Here is a 20,643-nt window from a genome sequence, read left to right as displayed (position 1 = left end):
AATTTTTGGACGGTTGTTGCACGAGGAGGAGAAACAGTGAATATATACGTATTAATGATGACAATAGCAATAGCATTTTTAATTACCGTCCTGCTTTCACCACTTTTTATTCCGTTTTTACGGCGTCTGAAGTTTGGACAAAGTATTAGGGAGGAAGGCCCGCAATCACATGTGAAAAAAACAGGTACCCCAACAATGGGCGGTATTATGATCGTTATCAGTGTGATTGTTACTTCGGTCATTATGATAAGTAAAATCAACTCTGATTCAATTGGATATGAGTTATGGCTATTGATTTTTGTACTTATTGGTTATGGACTATTAGGATTTTTGGATGATTTTATTAAAGTTGCCATGAAGCGTAATTTAGGATTGACATCCAAACAGAAAATGCTTGGACAGCTTGTTATTGCACTAGTATTTTACTTTATTCTGCAATATAACGATTTTGCTACTTATATTCAAATTCCCGGAACATCCATTCAGTGGGAGCTTGGCTGGGGATATGCATTGCTTATCATCTTTATGCTTGTCGGAGCATCAAATGCAGTAAACCTGACTGATGGACTGGATGGCCTGTTGGCAGGGACCGCTGCTATCGCGTTTGGTGCATTTGGAATTTTAGCCTGGTATGGATTTCCGCAAAGTGAGATAACTATTTTTTCACTGGCAGTTGTCGGGGCATTACTTGGATTTCTTGTTTTTAATGCACACCCGGCCAAAGTCTTTATGGGTGATACCGGGTCTTTGGCGCTGGGCGGATCCATTGCAGCCATCGCTATTTTAACGAAATTGGAAATAATTCTGATTATCATCGGTGGTGTATTTGTTATCGAAACACTATCGGTTATCATTCAGGTGATTTCGTTTAAAACAACAGGTAAAAGGGTATTTAAAATGAGCCCACTGCACCATCACTATGAACTGCTTGGCTGGTCCGAGTGGCGTGTTGTAACAACTTTTTGGCTGGTGGGAATTATCTTTGCAGCGCTAGGTATATATATTGAGGTGTGGATAGCTTGAAAAAATTAGACAATTTCCCGTATTCCAATGTACTGGTGCTGGGGCTGGCAAAAAGCGGGACAGCTGCGGCCAATCTATTACTGCAAAACGGGAAGAACGTACGGATTAATGACAAAAAAGTAACCGATAATGATAAAATTGTTCAGGAATTGAAGTCGAAGGGTGCAGACGTAATTACAGGCTCGCATCCTCTTTCTGTTCTGGAAAACATTGAGATTATAATTAAAAACCCGGGTATTCCCTATGATAACCCGATAATCGTCGAAGCTGAAACAAAAGATATACCGGTGATCACCGAAATAGAAATTGCCGGAAATCTGGTTGAAAGCTCGATTATCGGTATAACAGGGTCAAATGGAAAAACAACAACGACAACTCTGACAACAGAAATGATGGCAAAAAGTAATCAGCCGGTAAAGGTGGCTGGAAATATAGGATATGTTGCAACAGAGGTAGCTCAAACACTGAAAGACGATGAAAAAATGATACTGGAATTGTCATCTTTTCAATTGATGGGCGTAAAAACGTTTAAGCCGAAAATAGCGGTCTTACTCAATATCTTTGAAGCGCATCTTGACTATCACAAAACATTTAATAATTACAAAAATGCCAAGTGCAATATTTTTGTCAATCAGACGCAAGATGACTATTTAATTTATAATGCCGATGATCCAGTTGTATCGGAAGCTGTTTCCGATGCAAAATCGTTTAAAGTTCCTTTTTCATTGAACAAAAGACTTGAAAATGGTGCGTGGGTTGATGAATCAAGCGTTTATTTCAGGAATGAAAAAATAATTGACAGAAGTGAAATTGTACTTGTGGGCAATCATAATCTTGAAAATATACTTGCAGCGGTATGTGCTGCAAAGTTAAGTGGAGCAAATAATCATGGAATTCGTGAAGTACTTACTACTTTTTCAAGTGTCCGGCATCGTCTGCAATATGTGGAATCTATTGATGGCAGGCTATTTTATAATGACTCGAAAGCAACGAATATACTTGCAACACAAAAGGCGCTTTCTTCCTTTAAACAGCCAACAATATTATTAGCCGGCGGACTTGATCGCGGTAATAATTTTGATGAACTTATTCCATATTTAAGAAATGTAAAAGGTATGGTTCTATTCGGCGAAACGAAAGAAAAGCTCAAAAAAACAGCTGGCGATGCCGGAGTTGAATTGATTAAAACAACCGATAACATGGAAGAGGCTGTTAAAGAAGCCTATAATCTATCAGAGCGTGACGATGTCATTTTATTGTCCCCCGCATGTGCCAGTTGGGATCAATATAGCACTTTTGAAGAAAGAGGGGACATGTTTATACAAGCTGTGCATACATTAATGTAGGGGCTTGTTTAAATAGATGTCAGAGGCCGGAATTCAGAGGTCAGAAATTGAAGGCCAGAGATCAGAAAATGCATAAGCCCCAATTCCAACGAGTCAGGAAATGGGGTGTTTTTTTGTTCCGAAAAATTTTTAAAACCGAGAATGCACCGGACTATACATTGCTTACAGTTATACTGTCGTTGGTCATAATCGGAATTGTAATGGTTTACAGCTCTTCTTACGTTTGGGCAGAATACAAATATGGTGATACATTTTTTTATGTAAAACGTCAGTTATTGTTTTGCGGAGCTGGGGTTGCTGCCATGTTATTTTTCATGGCAATTCCTTATGGTACCTGGAAAAAATACAGCAAGATTATCTTATTGGTATGTTTTATCTTATTGCTTGCGGTATTGATTCCCGGGATCGGTATGGTACGTGGTGGTGCTCAAAGCTGGATAGGTGTTGGAGCGTTCAGCATACAGCCTTCTGAATTTATGAAACTGGGATTAATCATTTTTTTAGCAGTATTCCTGTCTGTCAATCAAAAGTATATAACCTCATTCAAAAAAGGATTCTTTCCATCACTTATTCTGGTATTTTCCGCGTTCGGTCTGATTATGCTGCAACCTGACCTTGGGACGGGAGTTGTGCTGGTGTTGACGTCCATGGTCATGATCTTTATTGCAGGTGCAAGATTATCTCATTTTTTTGGGCTTGCAAGTATAGGTATAGTTGGTTTCTTGTATTTAATCATTTCTGCACCATATCGAATCGATCGAATTACAGCATTTTTAAATCCTTGGGAAGACCCTTCTGATACCGGCTTTCAGATCATTCAGTCTTTATACGCTATTGGACCGGGGGGGCTGACCGGAGTCGGCCTTGGAAACAGTCTGCAGAAACATTTCTATTTACCTGAACCACAGAATGATTTCATCTTTGCAATATTAGGCGAGGAACTGGGATTTTTGGGAGGTACTTTTGTAATTGTTCTGTTCATGCTCTTGTTTTGGAGAGGGGTTAAAATAGCACTTGAAGCACCGGATGCTTATGGGCGTTTTCTGGCACTTGGAATTGTATCCATGCTGACAATCCAGGTTATGATCAATATAAGTGTTGTAATTGGCCTAATACCAGTTACAGGAATTACACTGCCGTTTCTGAGTTATGGCGGTTCATCATTGACATTAACGCTTTGTTCTGTAGGGATTTTATTAAATATTAGCAGGTATACCAAACTATAATTTTTTAGTTTAGTAAAGTCAGTTTTATTGCATATATTGTTGCTGTTATTTAGCTGTTGACATAAAATGCGAACTAAAAATAAATCTGATTAGTAACACAGTTGGCGAGACTCTCTGACCGCGCAGCTGGAACGCTTTCCTAGCCCTAGTTTCAGTATGAACTCCTGAAAGCACTTTTGTACCGGGATTTTCATTTCTTATTTGGTCACTGCAACCTTATATAAGCCTATTTCGAATTTTGTTCATCCTATTCATACAAAGAATACGCACCTTTACATTATTTCGGGATATCTATAGCAGAATGAAACTTTGGCTAGCCTAAATCAATCTCTTTTTCTTCAAGAGAACGTTCCTCACGGGGATTTCTAGCTTAAAACAGTCTCCTTTTCTTCGAGAGAACGTTCCTCACGGGGATTTCTAGCTTAAAACAGTCTCCTTTTCTTCGATAGGACGTTCCTCAAGGGGGTTTCTAGCTTAAATCGGTCTTTCTTTCATCAATAGAGAGTTCTTCTTGATAATATCTAATCCAACAATAGCAAATTTAAGCAGAGCGGAATACATGCACCTTCATAAGGGGTATGCTTATGCCTGTTTTAGTCGGCCTTCCTTCTAATGGTAGCTAGACATCGGTTAGACCCTGCAGCCCGATAGCAATCTTTTCTGGGAGGAGTGCCGTTTCCCGAAAATACTTGCTAGTCGTGTTACAAGTTGATTCGACGATGTTGCACTCCCTGCAGAATAGATTGCAACACGACTACCATCACAGTGTATTTCCGCAGCGGTGTCACAGCAATCATTTTTTCAAAGTAATCCGCAGTTTATGAAAACTTCCAAGTAAGGTTCCATTCTCTATTATGATGTAAGTAGCAGCAATCTTTTAGAAAACAGTATTAGCAAAAGAATACTTTATAATAAAAATAATTCAAAAAACCGCATAAACTGGGTAAAGTTTACTACATATGAGTACTCAATATATGATATAATTCATGTAACAAAAGAGAAACGGCATAGTATTGTGCCGTTTCGTTATTTTCAATACAGAAAAGGAAGAAACAGAAGTGGGGAAAAAGAATGTAGTTTCAATTGAGGAACGTATTCCAAAGCTAAAGCAGGAACGCAAGAAAAAAGCTAACCGCCGACTTGTATTTTATCTCTCTATTTTTTTCTTCTTAATATCTATTATTGTTTATCTTCAATCATCACTAAGTCATGTTAAAACTATTGAAGTTTCGGGGAACACTTATACGAATGATCAGAAAGTAATAGATCAAAGTGGTATTTCAGAAGAAACGAATATATGGATGGTCAACAAATCTAATGTGGTACAAGCCATAACCAAAAACCCTATCGTTAAATCAGTAGAAGTGAATCGAAAGCTGCCATGGACTATTGAAATTCAAATAACAGAAAATGACCGTGTAGGCTATGTAAAAAGGGATGATTCCTTTTATCCGATTTTGGGGAATGGCAAGATTCTCACAGGAATGAAACAAAAAACGGTAAACGGGAATTCCCCCTTATTACTTGGCTTTTCTGATGAGGCGTATCTGCATGAATTAACATCCGAACTGAAAAAGCTTCCTGAAAGTATTTTAAACCTGATATCGGAAATACACTGGAAGCCAAACGATGAAAATCAAAATAAAATCATACTGTATATGAATGATGGCTATATGGTTGATGGTACAATCAGGAATTTTGCGGATAATATGAAAGTATATCCATCGATAATTGCACAGCTTAATCCTGATAACAAGGGTATTATTCATATTGGAGTCGGTGCTTATTTTGAAAAATTTGATAAAAAATCAGAAGCATCCTCTGACGAAGAAAAACCTAATAATGACAATAGGGAATAAGTAGATTCGCCTAAGAAAGTCACATATGCCAAGTGATAAACGAACTGTTTAATACGGTATGTTGTATGTTCAAGGCATTGAGGAACATAGTTCACTTTAAAAAATGAGCTTTGTTTGAACAATAATGCAGCTGTTTTTACTGTGTCTGGAAATTAATTTTTTATGGAGCAAAAATTTTAGAAATCAATAAGGAAATTGAAGGATTTTGTTGATTTTTGTTGAATTACCTAATATATATTTTCTTTTTTCACAGATTCCTTTAAAATAGTAGATTATAGTATAAAATTATTAGAGAATGGAATAAGAGTAATCATCTGATAATTTAAAGGCAATATATCAGATGCTTCTGAATCAGGAGGTGCCTTTCTTTGAACAACAGCGAAGTACTAGTAAGTCTTGACATAGGTACATCAAAAATCAAAGTTATAATCGGAGAAGTATTAAATGACTCCCTTAATATTATTGGAGTTGGAACGGCAAAATCGAATGGGATGAAAAAAGGTGCAATTGTTGATATCGACCAAACAGTAAATTCTATCCGAAATGCAGTCGAACAGGCAGAGCGAATGGTTGGCATGCAGATTGATAGTGTAGTTGTCGGTATTAACGGGAATCACATACAATTGCAGCCATGCCATGGAGTAGTCGCTGTTCAGAGTGAGAACCGGGAAATCGGTAATGAAGATATTACACGCGTGATTGACGGTGCTCAAGTAGTGTCAATTCCACCTGAACGTGAAATTATCGATGTCATTCCAAAACAATTTATCGTTGACGGTTTGGATGAGATCACAGACCCAAGAGGTATGATCGGTGTAAGGCTGGAAATGGAAGGAACAATCATCACCTGTTCCAAGACAGTATTACATAATATTTTAAAATGCGTAGAACGTGCTAACTTGCAGGTTTCCGATATTTGTTTACAGCCACTTTCTGCTGGAACAGTTGCATTATCCAAAGATGAAAAGAATCTTGGAGTTACACTCATAGATATTGGCGGGGGAAGCACTACCGTTTCTGTTTTTGAAAACGATCATCTGGTTTCTACCAGTGTTGTACCTCTTGGTGGTGACAATATCACAAAAGATTTATCCATTGGCCTTAGGACGTCAACAGAGGAAGCAGAAGATATTAAGTTAAATTATGGACATGCTTTTTTTGATGATGCGCAAGAGGATGAAACGTTTGAGGCGTCCATCATAGGCAGCAATAATACAGAAACTTATAACCAATTACAGATTGCTGATATGATAGAAGCCAGATTGGAAGAAATATATGCTTATGCCGAACGGGAAATCAGACGTATGGGATACCAACAATTACCTGGTGGATATGTGCTGACAGGTGGTACAATGAAGATGCCCGGTGTTATGGAATTGGCACAGGATATATTTCAATCGAATGTTCGCATTGCCATACCTGACTACATAGGTGTACGCGAACCACAGTTTACTGCAGGTGTAGGAATCTTGCAATTTGCCTACCGTAATGCGAAAATACAAGGAAAAGAATTATTTCCGTCTGTAGTAGTAGATCAGAATGAGACAAAACCAAAACGTACGAAAAAACAATCGAAGACAGATGAAGCTGTTAAAACGAAGAAAAAAGAATCTGGAATTGCTAATTTGTTTAAGTATTTCTTTGACTAAATAAGCGTTCCCACTCAAAATTAGCTTCTGGAAATCTTGTAATTTTGCATATTAGGAGGAACGAAAATATGTTAGAGTTTGACACAAATATGGATCAACTGGCAACAATAAAAGTAATTGGTGTAGGTGGCGGTGGAAGTAACGCTGTTAATCGCATGATTGAACATGGTGTTGAAGGCGTTGAGTTCATCGCTGTTAATACAGATGCGCAGGCATTGAATCTATCAAAAGCGGAAACCAAACTTCAAATTGGTGGTAAACTTACTCGTGGTTTGGGTGCAGGTGCAAATCCTGAGGTCGGCAAAAAAGCTGCCGAAGAAAGCAAAGAGCAGTTGGAGGAGGCACTACAGGGTGCTGACATGATTTTTGTTACAGCTGGAATGGGCGGCGGTACCGGTACTGGAGCTGCACCTGTAATTGCTCAGATTGCTAAAGAAATCGGTGCATTGACTGTTGGTGTTGTAACACGTCCATTTACATTTGAAGGAAGAAGACGATCAACCCAGGCAGTATCCGGCATTGATTCCTTAAAGAGCAGCGTAGATACCCTGATTGTTATACCAAATGATCGTTTACTTGAAATCGTTGATAAAAATACACCAATGCTTGAAGCGTTCCGTGAAGCGGATAATGTACTTCGTCAGGGTGTACAGGGTATTTCCGACTTGATCGCAAAACCTGGTTTGATTAATGTGGACTTTGCCGACGTTAAAACAATCATGTTTGACAAAGGTTCTGCATTAATGGGAATTGGTATTGCAACTGGTGAAAACCGTGCTACTGAGGCTGCAAAAAAAGCTATTTCATCCCCACTGCTGGAAACTTCCGTAGACGGAGCACATGGCATTCTGATGAATATCACGGGGGGTGCGAATTTAAGCTTGTATGAGGTACAGGAAGCTGCTGACCTTGTTACCTCCGCAGCAGACAATGAAGTAAATGTTATTTTCGGGTCGGTCATCAATGAAAATCTGAAGGATGAAATCATTGTAACGGTTATCGCAACCGGCTTCGATGAGAACCAGAAAGTGGATAATCAGCCTAAACAGCGGCCTGTTATCAATCACAATCAGCATGCTGCAACAAAGCAGGCAGATGAGCCAGTGCGAGGCCACGGACAAAATGAACAAAGCCGTCCAGATCCGGATGATGAGTTGGATATTCCTACATTTTTAAGAAACCGTAATCGACGTCGATAGGTATACTATTTATAGTTAAGAGAAGCATTCAGTAAAACTGAGTGCTTCTTTTTTGTTACATCATGAATCCCGACAAAGTTTTCGATAAGTAGTTAAAATTAGCGGTATTACACATACAAGAAGTGACAGACTTTGCTGTTGAAAGCAGTTATACTTCTAAAAAAGGTAATAAATAAACTGAAAGGAAGAACGATGTGACCATTTATCTTGATGCTGTCTGGCTGTTAAATTTCTTTTTGGATATGATGCTTTTAATGCTTACGCAAGCTCTGGCAAGAGACAGCACAGGTAAAATCAGGATTGTATTTGGTGCATTTATCGCATCTTTGTTAGTTCCGCTGTCGATATTCTATCCGGATTCATTCTTTACCAGTGTGGCAGGAAAGCTGATTTATTCCATTGTTATCATTGTATGTACGTTTCAATTTCGTTCGATTTATCAGTTAACAAAGCTGCTTCTACTATTTTATTTTACAACATTTGCCATAGGAGGTGGACTGATAGCCACACACTTTTTGCTTCAAAATCCGGTTGGGCTCTCTTCCAGTGGTATTCTTACGTTTAATAGTGGTTATGGTGATCCGATCAGCTGGGTGTTCATTGTAATCGGATTCCCATTGGTCTGGCTGTTCACAAAGACCCGTATGGACAAGCATGCAGTGGAAAAAATCCGCTATGATCAGCTTTGCCCGGTTGCTATCAAAATTAAAAATAAAATCTATTCAACAACGGGTTATATTGATAGCGGTAATCAATTGACAGACCCGTTAACGAAAAAACCTGTAATTATATGCGATGAGCACTTTTTAAAACAATGGTTCACTTCGGATGAGTGGGAATTATTGGAACTATCTCATGAAAGTTTGGATTTTGAAAAACTTCCAAAAGGCTGGGAAAAAAGAATTCATATCATACCGTTTCAGGGTGTTGAAGGGAATCGTACATTTATGATGGCCATTAAACCAGATAATCTGGAAATAGCTTTAGGTGATCAGAAAATTGTTACAAGCAAGATCTTGATTGGAATTCAATTTGCTGAACTTACGAAGGACCAATCGTATCACTGTTTATTACATCCGCAGATTATTAAACTGGCAACTGTTCACTCAGCTTAGTAGACCTGACGGCAATGATGGCTATTACCGCCAATTATTGCGAAATAAATGCTAAAAAGGGGCGACTTAATTTGAAATTATGGAAACTCAAAATACGTTTATGGTGGTATAGACTGTTATTCAAGTTTGGATTTAAAACAGATGAAATCTATTATATTGGTGGCAGTGAAGCTTTACCGCCTCCATTATCAAAAGAAGAAGAACGTGAATTGTTGGAGTTACTTCCAAAAGGTGATAAATCAGCAAGAGCTATGCTGATTGAACGAAATCTGCGTTTAGTGGTGTATATTGCACGAAAATTTGAAAATACCGGTATAAATATTGAGGATTTGATCAGCATAGGAACAATCGGTCTGATTAAAGCTGTCAATACATTCAATCCGGAAAAGAAAATTAAGCTGGCAACCTATGCCTCCAGGTGTATTGAAAATGAAATTCTAATGTATTTGCGCAGAAACAATAAATTGAAATCGGAAATTTCATTTGATGAACCACTAAATATAGACTGGGATGGCAATGAACTGCTGTTATCCGATGTGATGGGTACGGATGAAGATATCATTACGAGGGATATTGAATCTAATGTAGACAAACGCTTATTGAAAAATGCACTTTCACAGTTGAATCCACGGGAAAAACAGATTATGGAACTTCGCTTTGGTTTAGTTGGCCAGGAAGAAAAAACACAAAAAGATGTTGCAGATATGCTGGGTATTTCCCAGTCATATATTTCCCGTTTGGAGAAAAAAATCATCAGGCGATTGCAAAAAGAATTTAATAAAATGGTTTGACCTACTGCTGCATGATTTCGCGTATTTTCAGATCACTTTAATACCGAATCACCTTGCATAAAAATCCTCCTATGGGGAGATACTGTCCATGAACAGCATCTCCAACCGGGAGGGTAGAACAGAATGACTAGACATAAAGTTGAAATTTGTGGTGTAGACACATCAAAATTACCTGTACTAAAAAATGATGAAATGCGTGCATTGTTCACTAGAATGCAAGAAGGTGATTTATCAGCTAGAGAGGAATTGGTTAATGGAAACTTACGACTTGTTTTAAGTGTAATTCAACGATTCAATAATCGTGGAGAGTACGTTGATGATTTGTTCCAGGTAGGTTGTATTGGACTAATGAAATCGATTGATAATTTTGATTTAGGACATAATGTGAGATTTTCAACATATGCTGTTCCCATGATTATAGGTGAAATAAGAAGATATTTGCGTGATAATAACCCAATCAGGGTATCAAGATCATTGCGTGATATTGCCTATAAAGCATTACAGGTGAGGGAGAAGCTAATAAGTAAAAATTCAAAAGAACCAACACCGATGGAAATTGCAGAGGAAATGGGTGTCCCATACTCAGATATTGTATTTGCGATGGATGCAATACAAGATCCTGTTTCCTTGTTCGAACCAATTTATAATGATGGTGGAGATCCTATCTATGTAGTGGATCAATTAAGTGATGACAAAGACAAAGATTCTTCCTGGGTAGATAAACTATCGTTAAAGGAAGGGATGTACAGACTAAACGAACGTGAAAAAAACATTCTGAACAAGCGCTTCTTTCAGGGCAAGACACAAATGGAGGTGGCTGATGAAATCGGAATATCACAAGCACAAGTATCACGCCTTGAAAAAGCAGCAATTGATCAAATGAACAAACAGATGTTTGAGTAAGGTTTTTTTAAAAAATTATTACTATTTAACGAAAAAGTACGAACCGACTATTTAACATTTTCCATATAATGCGAACTACGGTTGAGTGCTATGACACCGCTCCGGAAATATACTCCGCTTTCCGCGGGAAGCTGGTGAGCCTCCGAATCGCTATCGCGTTTCGTAGTCTCACCTAGGCTTTTCTTCCCGCAGGAGTCTACGTATATTTCCTACGCTGGTTTCGTACGTTGTTCGTTTTTTCTGTTACACGTTTTCGTTATGTCCCAACCTTCTAGCTTGCTCTTCTAGTTGACAAGGAATGCTGGACAGTGGCACATCGCATAAAAAAAGTGGTTTTACTTTTCGGGGAATTTCTCATATTCCAGCTGCTAGTTTGGTGAGTTTAAATATATTACTCTAGCCAGATGGTTAAAAGCAAAAACTTAGCGGAGGAAATACGCTGAGACTCCTGTGGGAGGAAAGGCCTAGATGAGACATCTGAGTGCGTAAGCACGAGGAGGGCTCAACAGCCGCCGACGGAAAGCGAAGTGTATTTCCGCAGCGGTGTTTTTACTCTCAACTGTTTTTAAAGTAATTCGCATTTTATGTCAACTGTGTATAAAGATAACAAACAAAAAAGTACCAGCCGGAAAAATATATCCCTTCATATATACTATCGTCACCAAACCCGATTTGGTGGCGTTTTTTTTGCGGAAAAATATTCATTTTGAATGCCACTTTTTTAATTTGGGATTCGATTATAGAAGTGAAAGGAAAATCAATAACATTTCCTGTTTTTTTTGTTCCTCTCTTGCATATATATCTGTACAAAGGCAGGTGTATTAAATTGATTAAGTTATCTGATTTACAAATAAAAGAGGTTATTGTTATTAATGATGGCAGAAGGCTTGGACATATTTCTGATTTAGAAATTGATGGGAACACTGGTAAAATAACAGCGTTAATACTTATTGTAAAAGATAAAAAGTCCGGTTTATTCGGGAAAGCCGGAGAGATGGTAATTCCGTGGAGTGATATTGAAACTATTGGCTCTGATGTTATCCTTGTGCGTGAACGGAAAACGCCGTCCCTGTATCCAGGGCAGTATCTTATCGAATAATGCAAAAAATATGATAGAATGGTACAAGTATAACATTAGGAGGAATCGACATGGCTGAACCATTCCTGCAAAATTCCGATTCAAATCTGCATATTGAAAAATGGCAAAACATGAACAGCCGGCTTAAAGCTGGTTTTACAACCAGAAATGGCGGCACCAGTCAGCGTCCTTTTCATACGTTTAATCTTGGTTTACATGTACCTGACAGGAAAGAGGATGTGATTACAAACCGGCATAAGCTGGCAAAGGATCTGAATATAGGGCTGGAATCATGGGTTTCCGGTGAACAGACACATCAAACAAATGTACACATTGTCAAGGACGAAGATAAAGGGAAAGGGGCAAAATCCTATTCCTCTTCTTTGGAAAACATAGATGGAATAGTAACCAATTGTACTGGTGTTTTGTGTACAGCGTTTTATGCTGATTGTGTTCCACTTTATTTTTTTGATCCTGATACGGAATATATAGGTATTGCTCATGCAGGATGGAAAGGAACAGTTCATCGAATTGGTGAAAAAATGGTCGATACATTTAAATCGGTTGGCACCGATCCGGCTAATCTGCTTGTAGTGATTGGTCCATGTATATCACAGGAAGTATACGAAGTTGACAAACATGTTACGAGCCATATTCCGGAAAAGTTTTTTGGGAAATCGGTTATTCCATTAGAAAATAATCGCTATTTATTGGATTTGAAGCAGTTAAATGTAGAAATTCTTTTACAACACGGTGTACAACCCCATAATATAGATATAACAAAATATTGCACATTCACTGATGAAGCATTATTTTTCTCACATCGGCGTGATCACGGCAAAACAGGCAGAATGCTGGGGTATATTGGTTATACTTCATGATTATACTCGGGAGGAGCGATGGTTATAATGGATGTAGCAGCAAATTTAAAGAAAATAGATAATAATATTAGACAAGCATGTACTAGAAGTAATCGAAATCGTGACGAAATAACCATAATTGGCGTAACGAAATATGTTACAATAGAACGAACAGAGGAAGCAATTAACGCTGGAATTAAAAATCTTGGCGAAAATCGTTTGGAAGGTTTTCTTGAAAAATATGAATACATACAGGATCAGGCAAAATGGCATTTTATTGGTACACTGCAATCCAGAAAAGTGAAGGAAATAATCGATAAGGTTGATGCTGTTCATTCACTTGACCGGATGTCACTTGCCAAAGAGATTAATAAACGGGCAGTAAAGCCGGTAGATTGCTTTGTACAGGTAAATGTCAGTGGCGAAGAATCAAAACATGGACTTGCACCTGAAGATGTTCTTTCCTTCATAGAAGAATTAAAGGTATATGAAAATGTTCGAATTGCAGGTCTGATGACAATGGCACCACACATTGATGATGAAGCACGGCTGCGAAAGATTTTTAGACATTTGGCATCATTACGGGATGATGTAGTTGCTAAGGACCTACCACATGCTCCATGTGCGTATTTATCCATGGGGATGAGTAATGATTATCAACTAGCTGTTGAAGAAGGAGCAACACATATTCGGATCGGTTCCAGCCTGGTAGGACAGTAAGAAAGAGGTGAAAAGATGAGCATAAAAAATAAAGTCAAAAATTTTTTTACAATGGATGACGAGTATGAATATGTAGAGACTCATGAGGATCTGGATATACCTGACTCGAAAGGCAATCCAAACCAGAAAAATCAGAATGTCGTTAATCTAACAAGTATGCAGCAGAAAACGTCAAAAGTTGTGTTATGTGAACCACGAAACTATGGTGAGGCACAGGAAATCGCAGACAGTATCGTAAACAGTCGGGCAGTTGTTATTAACCTGCAGCGTGTGGATCACAACCAGGCAAAGCGTATTGTTGACTTTTTAAGCGGTACGGTTTATGCAGTGAAGGGTGACATTCAAAAGCTGGGTTCACAGACTTTTCTTTGCACCCCGGATAACGTTGATGTATCAGGGACAATAACTGAATCATTTGCAGAGGAAGATGAATTTGAAAAAGGATGGTAGTGTAGTATGCAGCAATTGCTAATGTTATTATATTATGCGCTGGAAATATACAGCTTTGCATTAATCATTTATATTTTTATGTCATGGTTTCCAGGTGCGCGTGAGTCGGCTTTCGGAGAATTTTTAAGTAAGATTTGTGAACCATATCTTGAGCCATTCCGGAAGATTATACCGCCGATTGGAATGATTGATATTTCACCTATTGTCGCCATTTTTGTATTGTATTTTGCCAGAGCATATGGGTTACCGGTGCTGTTTGGCATGATGTAAGGCAGATGAGTATGGATATATATCAGCACTTTAGAAAAGAAGAACAGCCGTTTATTGACAGTGTCCTATCCTGGATTGATCAGGTTGAACGAACATATATAAAAAAGGTAACTGATTTTCTCGACCCGAGGGAACAGCAAATTGTTGACATGTTAATTGGAACTAACCGCGAAGATTTAAAGCTTTATAAATACGGCGGCAATAACTATACGGAACGAAATCGTCTGATAATTGCTCCGATGTATGATGAAGTATCCGATGAAGATTTTCAGATTACTCTAATGCAAGCTTCATATCATGACAAATTTGTTTCACTCAGTCATCGGGATGTAATGGGTGCATTCTTGTCATTGGGAATTAAACGAAAAAAACTGGGTGATATCTTCGTGGAAGACGGTTTAATTCAAATTGTACTTGCAGATGAAATTGCTTCCTATGTATTGGCCAATCTTACGTCAATTAAGAAAGCAAAAGTAACGTTTGAAGAAAAGCCGCCTTTATCATTTGTCAAAAAAGAATCAAACTGGACGGAATCAGATCAGACTGTCTCTTCATTACGACTGGATACCGTATTAAAAGCAATCTACAATATCTCCAGAAAAGAAGCGGCTGAAACGATTACCAAACGTTTGGTCAAGGTGAATTATAAAATAGTAGATGATGGAAAATTTCTGCTTGAAGAAGGTGACTTACTCTCTTTACGCGGGAAAGGGAGAAGTAAACTGGTACGTATTAATGGACGGACAAAAAAGGATAAATATAAAATTACTACTGCTCTATTAAAATAATTTATTTATTTTGCAGGATTATTTATTTTTTTGTCGAAATAAAACGTATTACAGCACTTTTAATTATTATTTTAATGAAAAGCGTCAAAATTATAGAGGAGGTGGCCTGTGTGTCATTAACACCACTAGATATTCATAACAAGGAGTTTACAAGAAGCTTCCGTGGATATGATGAAGATGAGGTCAACGAATTTTTGGATCAGGTAATAAAAGATTATGAGATGGCTATTCGTGAAAAGAAAGAATTAAAGGAAAAAGTTGAACAATTAAATGAAAAGCTGGGACATTTCACCAACATTGAAACAACCTTGAATCAGTCAATTTTAATAGCACAGGAAACTGCAGAGGAATTAAAGGGAAATGCAACAAAAGAATCGAAATTAATTATTAAAGAAGCTGAGAAAAATGCCGACAGAATAATTAATGAAGCATTGAACAAGTCACGCCGAATCTCCATGGATGTGGAGGAGTTGAAAAAGCAGGCTAAAGTGTTCCGTACCCGTTTAAAAATGCTTGTGGAAGCACAACTGGAAATGATTGATACGGAAGACTGGGAAGATTTATTTGATGAGGAATTGGGTGAGGAACTCGAATTTGTTGAAAATAAAGCATAGACCTTGACGTTTCATGGAATTTTACATATAATTCTTTACACAATAAGGTCTTATGAAATATGAAGAAACGATGAAAGAGACAGTATGTTTGTATAGACTGTTAAGCGAATCAGGGGTGGTGTGAGCCTGATACAGCAATACATTCAGAAGATCGCTCTTGAGTTTCCATTTTGAACTGAAGTAGAAATGGACGTATAGTTCACGTTACGGACAACGAGTGAATTTAAAATTAGTATATTTTAAATTTATAAGGGTGGTACCGCGAGTCTTCTCGTCCCTTTTGGGGATGCAGAAGGCTTTTTTTATTCTGGAACTATTTTAACGATAGTTTTGATATTTTATTAACATGGCTGATTTCTAAAATAACAAGGAGTGAAAAATTTTGGACTATAAAGACACATTATTGATGCCGAAAACAGAATTTCCAATGCGCGGGAATTTGCCGAACAAGGAGCCTGAGCGCCAGAAAAAATGGGATGAAAACCAAATTTACGAGAAGGATCTGGAGCGTACTAAAGGACGTCCATTGTTTATTCTGCATGACGGTCCTCCGTATGCCAATGGTGACTTGCATATCGGGCATGCATTAAACAAAATTTTGAAGGATTTTATTACTCGATACAGATCGATGACCGGCTATCATGCACCATATGTACCCGGCTGGGATACACACGGTCTACCGGTGGAAACAGCATTGACCAAAAAGAAAAAAGTTGACCGCAAAAAAATGAGTATTGCTGAATTCAGACAAATGTGTGCTGAATATGCTTTGGGACAACTGGATAATCAGCGTACACAGTTTAAAAAGTTTGGTGTCCGCGGTGATTGGGATAACCCGTATATTACGCTGACAAAAGATTATGAAGCAGCACAGATCAGAGTGTTTGGTGAGATGGCAAAGAAAGAATACATTTACAAGGGACTGAAGCCTGTTTATTGGTCACCGTCTTCAGAGTCGGCACTGGCCGAGGCAGAAATTGAATACTATGATAAACGATCGCCTTCTATTTATGTGTCTTTTCAGGTGACAGACGGAAAAGGGGTTCTTGACGGCGACGAAAAAATAATTATCTGGACAACGACACCATGGACGATTCCGGCCAACCTGGGTATTGCACTGCACCCGGAACTTGAATATGCCGTCGTTACTGTTAATGGTGAAAAATATGTCATTGCAAATGAGCTTTTGGAAACCATTACCGAAGAACTGGAATGGGAAAGTCCGGAAGTTGTGAAAACATTCAAAGGGGAAGAAGCGGATAAAGTCGTTACGAAACATCCGTTTTATGACCGTGATTCACTTGTGATGATGGGTGATCATGTGACAACAGATGCCGGTACCGGCTGTGTTCATACGTCACCAGGACATGGGGAAGATGACTTCTATATGTCAAGAAGGTATGGACTTGAAGCCCTTTCTCCGGTTGATGAAAAAGGTTACTTTACCGCTGAAGCACCAGGATTTGAAGGGCTGTTTTATGATCAGGCCAATAAAGTTGTAACGGAAAAGCTGGAAGAAAACGGATCACTGCTGAAACTGACATTTATCACACACTCATACCCGCATGACTGGCGTACGAAAAAACCAACCATTTTCCGGGCGACATCCCAATGGTTTGCTTCGATTAAAGATTTTCGTCAAAATATTTTAGACGAAATTAATCGGATTAACTGGTATCCGTCATGGGGTGAAACACGGCTGTATAACATGGTGCGTGATCGTGAAGACTGGTGTATTTCCCGGCAGCGGACATGGGGTGTACCGATTCCTGTTTTTTACGGAGAAGATGGCACACCGATTATTAATGACGAGACTATTGAACATGTATCCAAGTTATTTGCAGAGCATGGGTCAAATGTCTGGTTTGAACGGGAAGCAAAAGATCTGTTGCCTGAAGGGTTTACTTCCGAACATAGCCCAAATGGCGATTTTACCAAAGAGACAGATATCATGGATGTCTGGTTTGACTCCGGTTCATCGCATGAAGCTGTACTTATGGGACGGAAGGATCATAAACGCCCGGCAGATGTCTATCTGGAAGGAAGTGACCAGTACCGCGGGTGGTTTAATTCATCCATTTCAACTGCAGTGGCAGTAACAGGCAGAGCTCCATATGAGGCTATTGTCAGTCATGGATTCACATTGGATGGAAATGGCCGCAAGATGAGTAAATCACTCGGCAATGTTATGGATCCGTTAAAGATCCAAAAACAGCTTGGGATTGATATTTTACGACTATGGGTATCATCAGTTGATTACCAGGCAGACGTAAGGATTTCACAGGAAATTTTGAAACAGGTTTCCGAGGGCTATCGAAAAATCCGTAACACAGTCCGGTTCATGCTCGGAAATTTAGCCGATTTTGACCCGGCGAAGGATGCAGTTCCTGAAGCGGAAATGGAAGAAGTCGACCGTTATATGTTGCATCGCCTGCAGAATTTATTGAAGAATGTCAGGGATAGCTATGACATCTATGAATACTCGCCAATCTACTCACAAATTCATAATTTCTGTACGGTTGATTTAAGTGCATTCTATCTTGATTTTGCCAAAGATATTTTATATATCGAAGCAGCGGATAATCACCGCCGCAGAAGCATTCAGACAGCTTATTATGAAATTGTAACATCATTGGTGAAACTGTTGACGCCGATCATCCCGCATACAACTGATGAGATGTGGGAGTATATTCCTGGTGCGCGAGAAGAAAGTGTGCAGTTGACCGACATTCCGGAACCAAGAACAATTGACGGAATTGAGAATGTTCAAGAAAAATGGGATCACTTCATGAAAGTACGCGATGACGTGTTAAAAGCATTGGAGGAAGCAAGAAATGACAAGGTGATCGGTAAATCTCTGGAAGCTAACATTTCACTTGTTCCAAAAGACAATGTAACAAAAGAAGTACTTGAGGAAATCCCGAATATTCACCAGTTATTTATAGTATCAGGCGCTGATGTCACTGATGACAATCATGATGCGAAGGAATACCGTTATGTGAATGTTGCGGTTGAAAAGCATCCGGGTGAAAAATGTCAGCGTTGCTGGACCGCATCAGAAACAGTTGGAGAAGATAAGGATCATCCGGAACTTTGTACACGTTGTGCAGATATTGTAAAAGAACATTACAGTGCATGATGAATAAAAAAGTGTCTTTGCCTTTCGATTTTTTCGAAAGGAAAGGCGCTTTTTTTGTATTTATGGTAAAATGCATAAGGAACAGTTTTTTAGATTCGGAGGCTATGGGATGTTTTTATATTACATATTGGCACTGGTTATCGTTATCATCGATCAGGTAACAAAATGGATTGTAGTAAAAACAATGGATATTGGTGAACAGATTACAGTAATTGAGAATTTTTTCTATCTAACTTCACATCGTAATAGTGGGGCGGCATGGGGAATCCTGCAGGGACAAATGATGTTCTTTTACATTGTTACAGTTATTGTCGTAATAGGCATTGTTTATTATATGCAAAAGTATGGAAAAGATAGTAGACTGCTGGCAATTTCACTGAGCCTTGCCTTAGGTGGAGCTATTGGCAACTTCATCGACCGTCTTTTCCGTAAAGAAGTAGTTGATTTCTTTGATTTCATTTTGTTTGGGTATGACTATCCTATCTTTAATGTAGCTGATTCTTCATTGGTTATAGGTGTAATTCTTGTATTAATCGTTACGTTTATTGATGAAAAGAAGAAAGGAAAAGAGCAGTAATGACCTCACATCAGCACGTTGTAACTGAAATGGAAAATAAAATACGGATTGATAAATTATTGTCTGGCATTAATCAGGATGTTTCGCGTTCACAGGTTCAGACCTGGATTTCCGGTGAGCTTGTATTTGTAAATAAGGAGAACGTGAAGGCAAACTATAAATGTCATACCGGTGACGTGGTTGAGTGGACTATTCCAGACCCGGAGCCATTAAATATAGAGCCTGAAAACATTCCGTTATCCATCGTTTATGAAGACGGTGATCAGCTTGTAGTTAATAAACCAAAAGGAATGGTGGTTCACCCATCGGCCGGCCACCAGAATGGTACACTGGTAAATGCATTACTGTATCATTGTGATGATTTGTCGGGAATTAACGGTGTCGAACGTCCCGGCATTGTTCATCGCATTGATAAAGATACGAGCGGCCTATTAGTTGTTGCCAAAAATGACATGGCACATACAAGTTTGGCTGAACAACTGGCTGAAAAAGATATTGAACGTAAATATGAAGCGGTTGTTCACGGTGAAATCAATCATGACAACGGATTAATTGATGCACCGATTGGAAGGGATCCAAATAACCGGCAAAAAATGGCCGTTGTTGATAATGGCAAACCGGCAGTGACGCATTTTCGGGTTATAAACAGATATGAAAATTTTACACATGTTGAATGTCAGCTTGAAACGGGGCGGACCCATCAAATTCGCGTCCATATGAAATACATTGGTTTTCCGCTTGTTGGTGACCCCAAATACGGTCAGCGAAAAACATTGGAAACAAATGGTCAGGTGCTGCATGCCAAATCACTTGGCTTTACCCACCCGAGAACCGGCGAGTGGAAACAATTTATAGCGGAAGCACCTGATTATTTTCAAAAGCTGTTGAAGCAGTTTGAGAAAATGTATTGACAGAAAGATGCTGGTTTGCAATAATAAAGCAAGCAAATAAAATAAATGATCCTTTAACAGAGTCCAGTGAGGCGAAGAAGGAGACGGAATGAATTTGTATGTAGCGATACGTATATCCAAATCCC

19 protein-coding genes and 1 other annotated feature are annotated in these 20,643 nt (G+C 38.7%); all 19 genes read left to right on the top strand.

Features of this window, described 5'->3' with window-relative positions; genetic code table 11:
• The first annotated feature begins 54 nt into the window (after nucleotides 1–54).
• The 19 genes from mraY to G6R02_RS09990 all read left to right on the top strand — a co-directional run bounded on the left by mraY (nucleotide 55) and on the right by G6R02_RS09990 (nucleotide 20,518).
• Nucleotides 55–1,023, top strand: a complete 969-nt coding sequence (mraY, locus tag G6R02_RS10080) for a phospho-N-acetylmuramoyl-pentapeptide-transferase (RefSeq protein ID WP_164670373.1) — start codon at nucleotides 55–57, stop codon at nucleotides 1,021–1,023.
• Nucleotides 1,020–2,369: a UDP-N-acetylmuramoyl-L-alanine--D-glutamate ligase gene (gene murD, locus G6R02_RS10075; protein ID WP_164669095.1), complete on the top strand. Its 1,350-nt coding sequence runs from the start codon at nucleotides 1,020–1,022 to the stop codon at nucleotides 2,367–2,369. Before mraY ends, murD begins: the two co-directional genes overlap by 4 nt.
• Before the next feature lie 125 nt (nucleotides 2,370–2,494).
• The gene (spoVE, locus tag G6R02_RS10070) at nucleotides 2,495–3,595 is read left to right on the top strand and encodes a stage V sporulation protein E (RefSeq protein ID WP_164670372.1); all 1,101 of its coding nucleotides are present in this window, start codon (nucleotides 2,495–2,497) and stop codon (nucleotides 3,593–3,595) included.
• Between the two features lie 1,058 nt (nucleotides 3,596–4,653).
• On the top strand, nucleotides 4,654–5,454 hold the full coding sequence (locus tag G6R02_RS10065) for a cell division protein FtsQ/DivIB (RefSeq protein WP_164669094.1): 801 nt from the start codon (nucleotides 4,654–4,656) through the stop codon (nucleotides 5,452–5,454).
• Nucleotides 5,455–5,822: 368 nt separating this feature from the next.
• Complete coding sequence (ftsA, locus tag G6R02_RS10060; RefSeq protein WP_164669093.1) at nucleotides 5,823–7,103, top strand: cell division protein FtsA; 1,281 nt, start codon at nucleotides 5,823–5,825, stop codon at nucleotides 7,101–7,103.
• A gap of 68 nt (nucleotides 7,104–7,171) precedes the next feature.
• On the top strand, nucleotides 7,172–8,302 hold the full coding sequence (ftsZ, locus tag G6R02_RS10055) for a cell division protein FtsZ (RefSeq protein ID WP_164669092.1): 1,131 nt from the start codon (nucleotides 7,172–7,174) through the stop codon (nucleotides 8,300–8,302).
• Nucleotides 8,303–8,496: 194 nt separating this feature from the next.
• Complete coding sequence (spoIIGA, locus tag G6R02_RS10050) at nucleotides 8,497–9,417, top strand: sigma-E processing peptidase SpoIIGA (RefSeq protein ID WP_164669091.1); 921 nt, start codon at nucleotides 8,497–8,499, stop codon at nucleotides 9,415–9,417.
• 71 nt (nucleotides 9,418–9,488) lie between these two features.
• Nucleotides 9,489–10,208 (top strand): RNA polymerase sporulation sigma factor SigE, encoded by a 720-nt coding sequence (gene sigE / locus G6R02_RS10045; RefSeq protein ID WP_164669090.1) that lies wholly within the window; start codon nucleotides 9,489–9,491, stop codon nucleotides 10,206–10,208.
• A gap of 123 nt (nucleotides 10,209–10,331) precedes the next feature.
• Complete coding sequence (gene sigG / locus G6R02_RS10040) at nucleotides 10,332–11,111, top strand: RNA polymerase sporulation sigma factor SigG (RefSeq protein WP_164669089.1); 780 nt, start codon at nucleotides 10,332–10,334, stop codon at nucleotides 11,109–11,111.
• An 826-nt stretch (nucleotides 11,112–11,937) separates the two neighbouring features.
• Nucleotides 11,938–12,210, top strand: coding sequence for a YlmC/YmxH family sporulation protein (locus G6R02_RS10035; RefSeq protein ID WP_164669088.1), 273 nt, complete (start codon nucleotides 11,938–11,940; stop codon nucleotides 12,208–12,210).
• 50 nt (nucleotides 12,211–12,260) lie between these two features.
• Nucleotides 12,261–13,070 (top strand): peptidoglycan editing factor PgeF, encoded by an 810-nt coding sequence (gene pgeF / locus G6R02_RS10030; RefSeq protein WP_164669087.1) that lies wholly within the window; start codon nucleotides 12,261–12,263, stop codon nucleotides 13,068–13,070.
• A 27-nt stretch (nucleotides 13,071–13,097) separates the two neighbouring features.
• Nucleotides 13,098–13,769 carry a YggS family pyridoxal phosphate-dependent enzyme gene (locus G6R02_RS10025; RefSeq protein ID WP_205520101.1) on the top strand — a complete coding sequence of 224 codons (672 nt, stop codon included), beginning with the start codon at nucleotides 13,098–13,100 and terminating at the stop codon, nucleotides 13,767–13,769.
• 15 nt (nucleotides 13,770–13,784) lie between these two features.
• Nucleotides 13,785–14,219: a cell division protein SepF gene (locus tag G6R02_RS10020; protein ID WP_164669086.1), complete on the top strand. Its 435-nt coding sequence runs from the start codon at nucleotides 13,785–13,787 to the stop codon at nucleotides 14,217–14,219.
• Between the two features lie 6 nt (nucleotides 14,220–14,225).
• Nucleotides 14,226–14,489 (top strand): YggT family protein, encoded by a 264-nt coding sequence (locus tag G6R02_RS10015; RefSeq protein WP_164669085.1) that lies wholly within the window; start codon nucleotides 14,226–14,228, stop codon nucleotides 14,487–14,489.
• Nucleotides 14,490–14,500: 11 nt separating this feature from the next.
• Entirely contained in the window at nucleotides 14,501–15,277 is a 777-nt protein-coding gene (locus G6R02_RS10010; RefSeq protein ID WP_164670370.1) for a YlmH family RNA-binding protein, read from the top strand.
• 110 nt (nucleotides 15,278–15,387) lie between these two features.
• Nucleotides 15,388–15,891, top strand: a complete 504-nt coding sequence (locus tag G6R02_RS10005; protein WP_164669084.1) for a DivIVA domain-containing protein — start codon at nucleotides 15,388–15,390, stop codon at nucleotides 15,889–15,891.
• Between the two features lie 61 nt (nucleotides 15,892–15,952).
• Nucleotides 15,953–16,173 (top strand) — a binding site (T-box leader).
• 100 nt (nucleotides 16,174–16,273) lie between these two features.
• Nucleotides 16,274–19,030, top strand: a complete 2,757-nt coding sequence (gene ileS / locus G6R02_RS10000) for an isoleucine--tRNA ligase (protein ID WP_164669083.1) — start codon at nucleotides 16,274–16,276, stop codon at nucleotides 19,028–19,030.
• A 109-nt stretch (nucleotides 19,031–19,139) separates the two neighbouring features.
• The gene (gene lspA / locus G6R02_RS09995) at nucleotides 19,140–19,607 is read left to right on the top strand and encodes a signal peptidase II (RefSeq protein WP_164669082.1); all 468 of its coding nucleotides are present in this window, start codon (nucleotides 19,140–19,142) and stop codon (nucleotides 19,605–19,607) included.
• On the top strand, nucleotides 19,607–20,518 hold the full coding sequence (locus G6R02_RS09990) for an RluA family pseudouridine synthase (protein WP_164669081.1): 912 nt from the start codon (nucleotides 19,607–19,609) through the stop codon (nucleotides 20,516–20,518). Before lspA ends, G6R02_RS09990 begins: the two co-directional genes overlap by 1 nt.
• The last annotated feature ends 125 nt before the right edge of the window (nucleotides 20,519–20,643 follow it).

The sequence above is a fragment of the Virgibacillus doumboii genome, assembly GCF_902806455.1.
Lineage (GTDB): Bacteria > Bacillota > Bacilli > Bacillales > Amphibacillaceae > Lentibacillus > Lentibacillus doumboii.
Note: the sequence above shows the minus strand (reverse complement) of the source record. Positions and strands in the feature narration are given on the sequence as shown.

Coding starts and splice junctions, on each gene's coding strand:
- mraY (WP_164670373.1), top strand. CDS start 55: ATGATGACAATAGCAATAGCATTTTTAATTACCGTCCTGCTTTCACCA.
- pgeF (WP_164669087.1), top strand. CDS start 12,261: ATGGCTGAACCATTCCTGCAAAATTCCGATTCAAATCTGCATATTGAA.
- G6R02_RS10015 (WP_164669085.1), top strand. CDS start 14,226: ATGCAGCAATTGCTAATGTTATTATATTATGCGCTGGAAATATACAGC.
- G6R02_RS10025 (WP_205520101.1), top strand. CDS start 13,098: ATGGATGTAGCAGCAAATTTAAAGAAAATAGATAATAATATTAGACAA.
- lspA (WP_164669082.1), top strand. CDS start 19,140: ATGTTTTTATATTACATATTGGCACTGGTTATCGTTATCATCGATCAG.
- sigG (WP_164669089.1), top strand. CDS start 10,332: ATGACTAGACATAAAGTTGAAATTTGTGGTGTAGACACATCAAAATTA.
- ftsZ (WP_164669092.1), top strand. CDS start 7,172: ATGTTAGAGTTTGACACAAATATGGATCAACTGGCAACAATAAAAGTA.
- G6R02_RS09990 (WP_164669081.1), top strand. CDS start 19,607: ATGACCTCACATCAGCACGTTGTAACTGAAATGGAAAATAAAATACGG.
- G6R02_RS10020 (WP_164669086.1), top strand. CDS start 13,785: ATGAGCATAAAAAATAAAGTCAAAAATTTTTTTACAATGGATGACGAG.
- G6R02_RS10010 (WP_164670370.1), top strand. CDS start 14,501: ATGGATATATATCAGCACTTTAGAAAAGAAGAACAGCCGTTTATTGAC.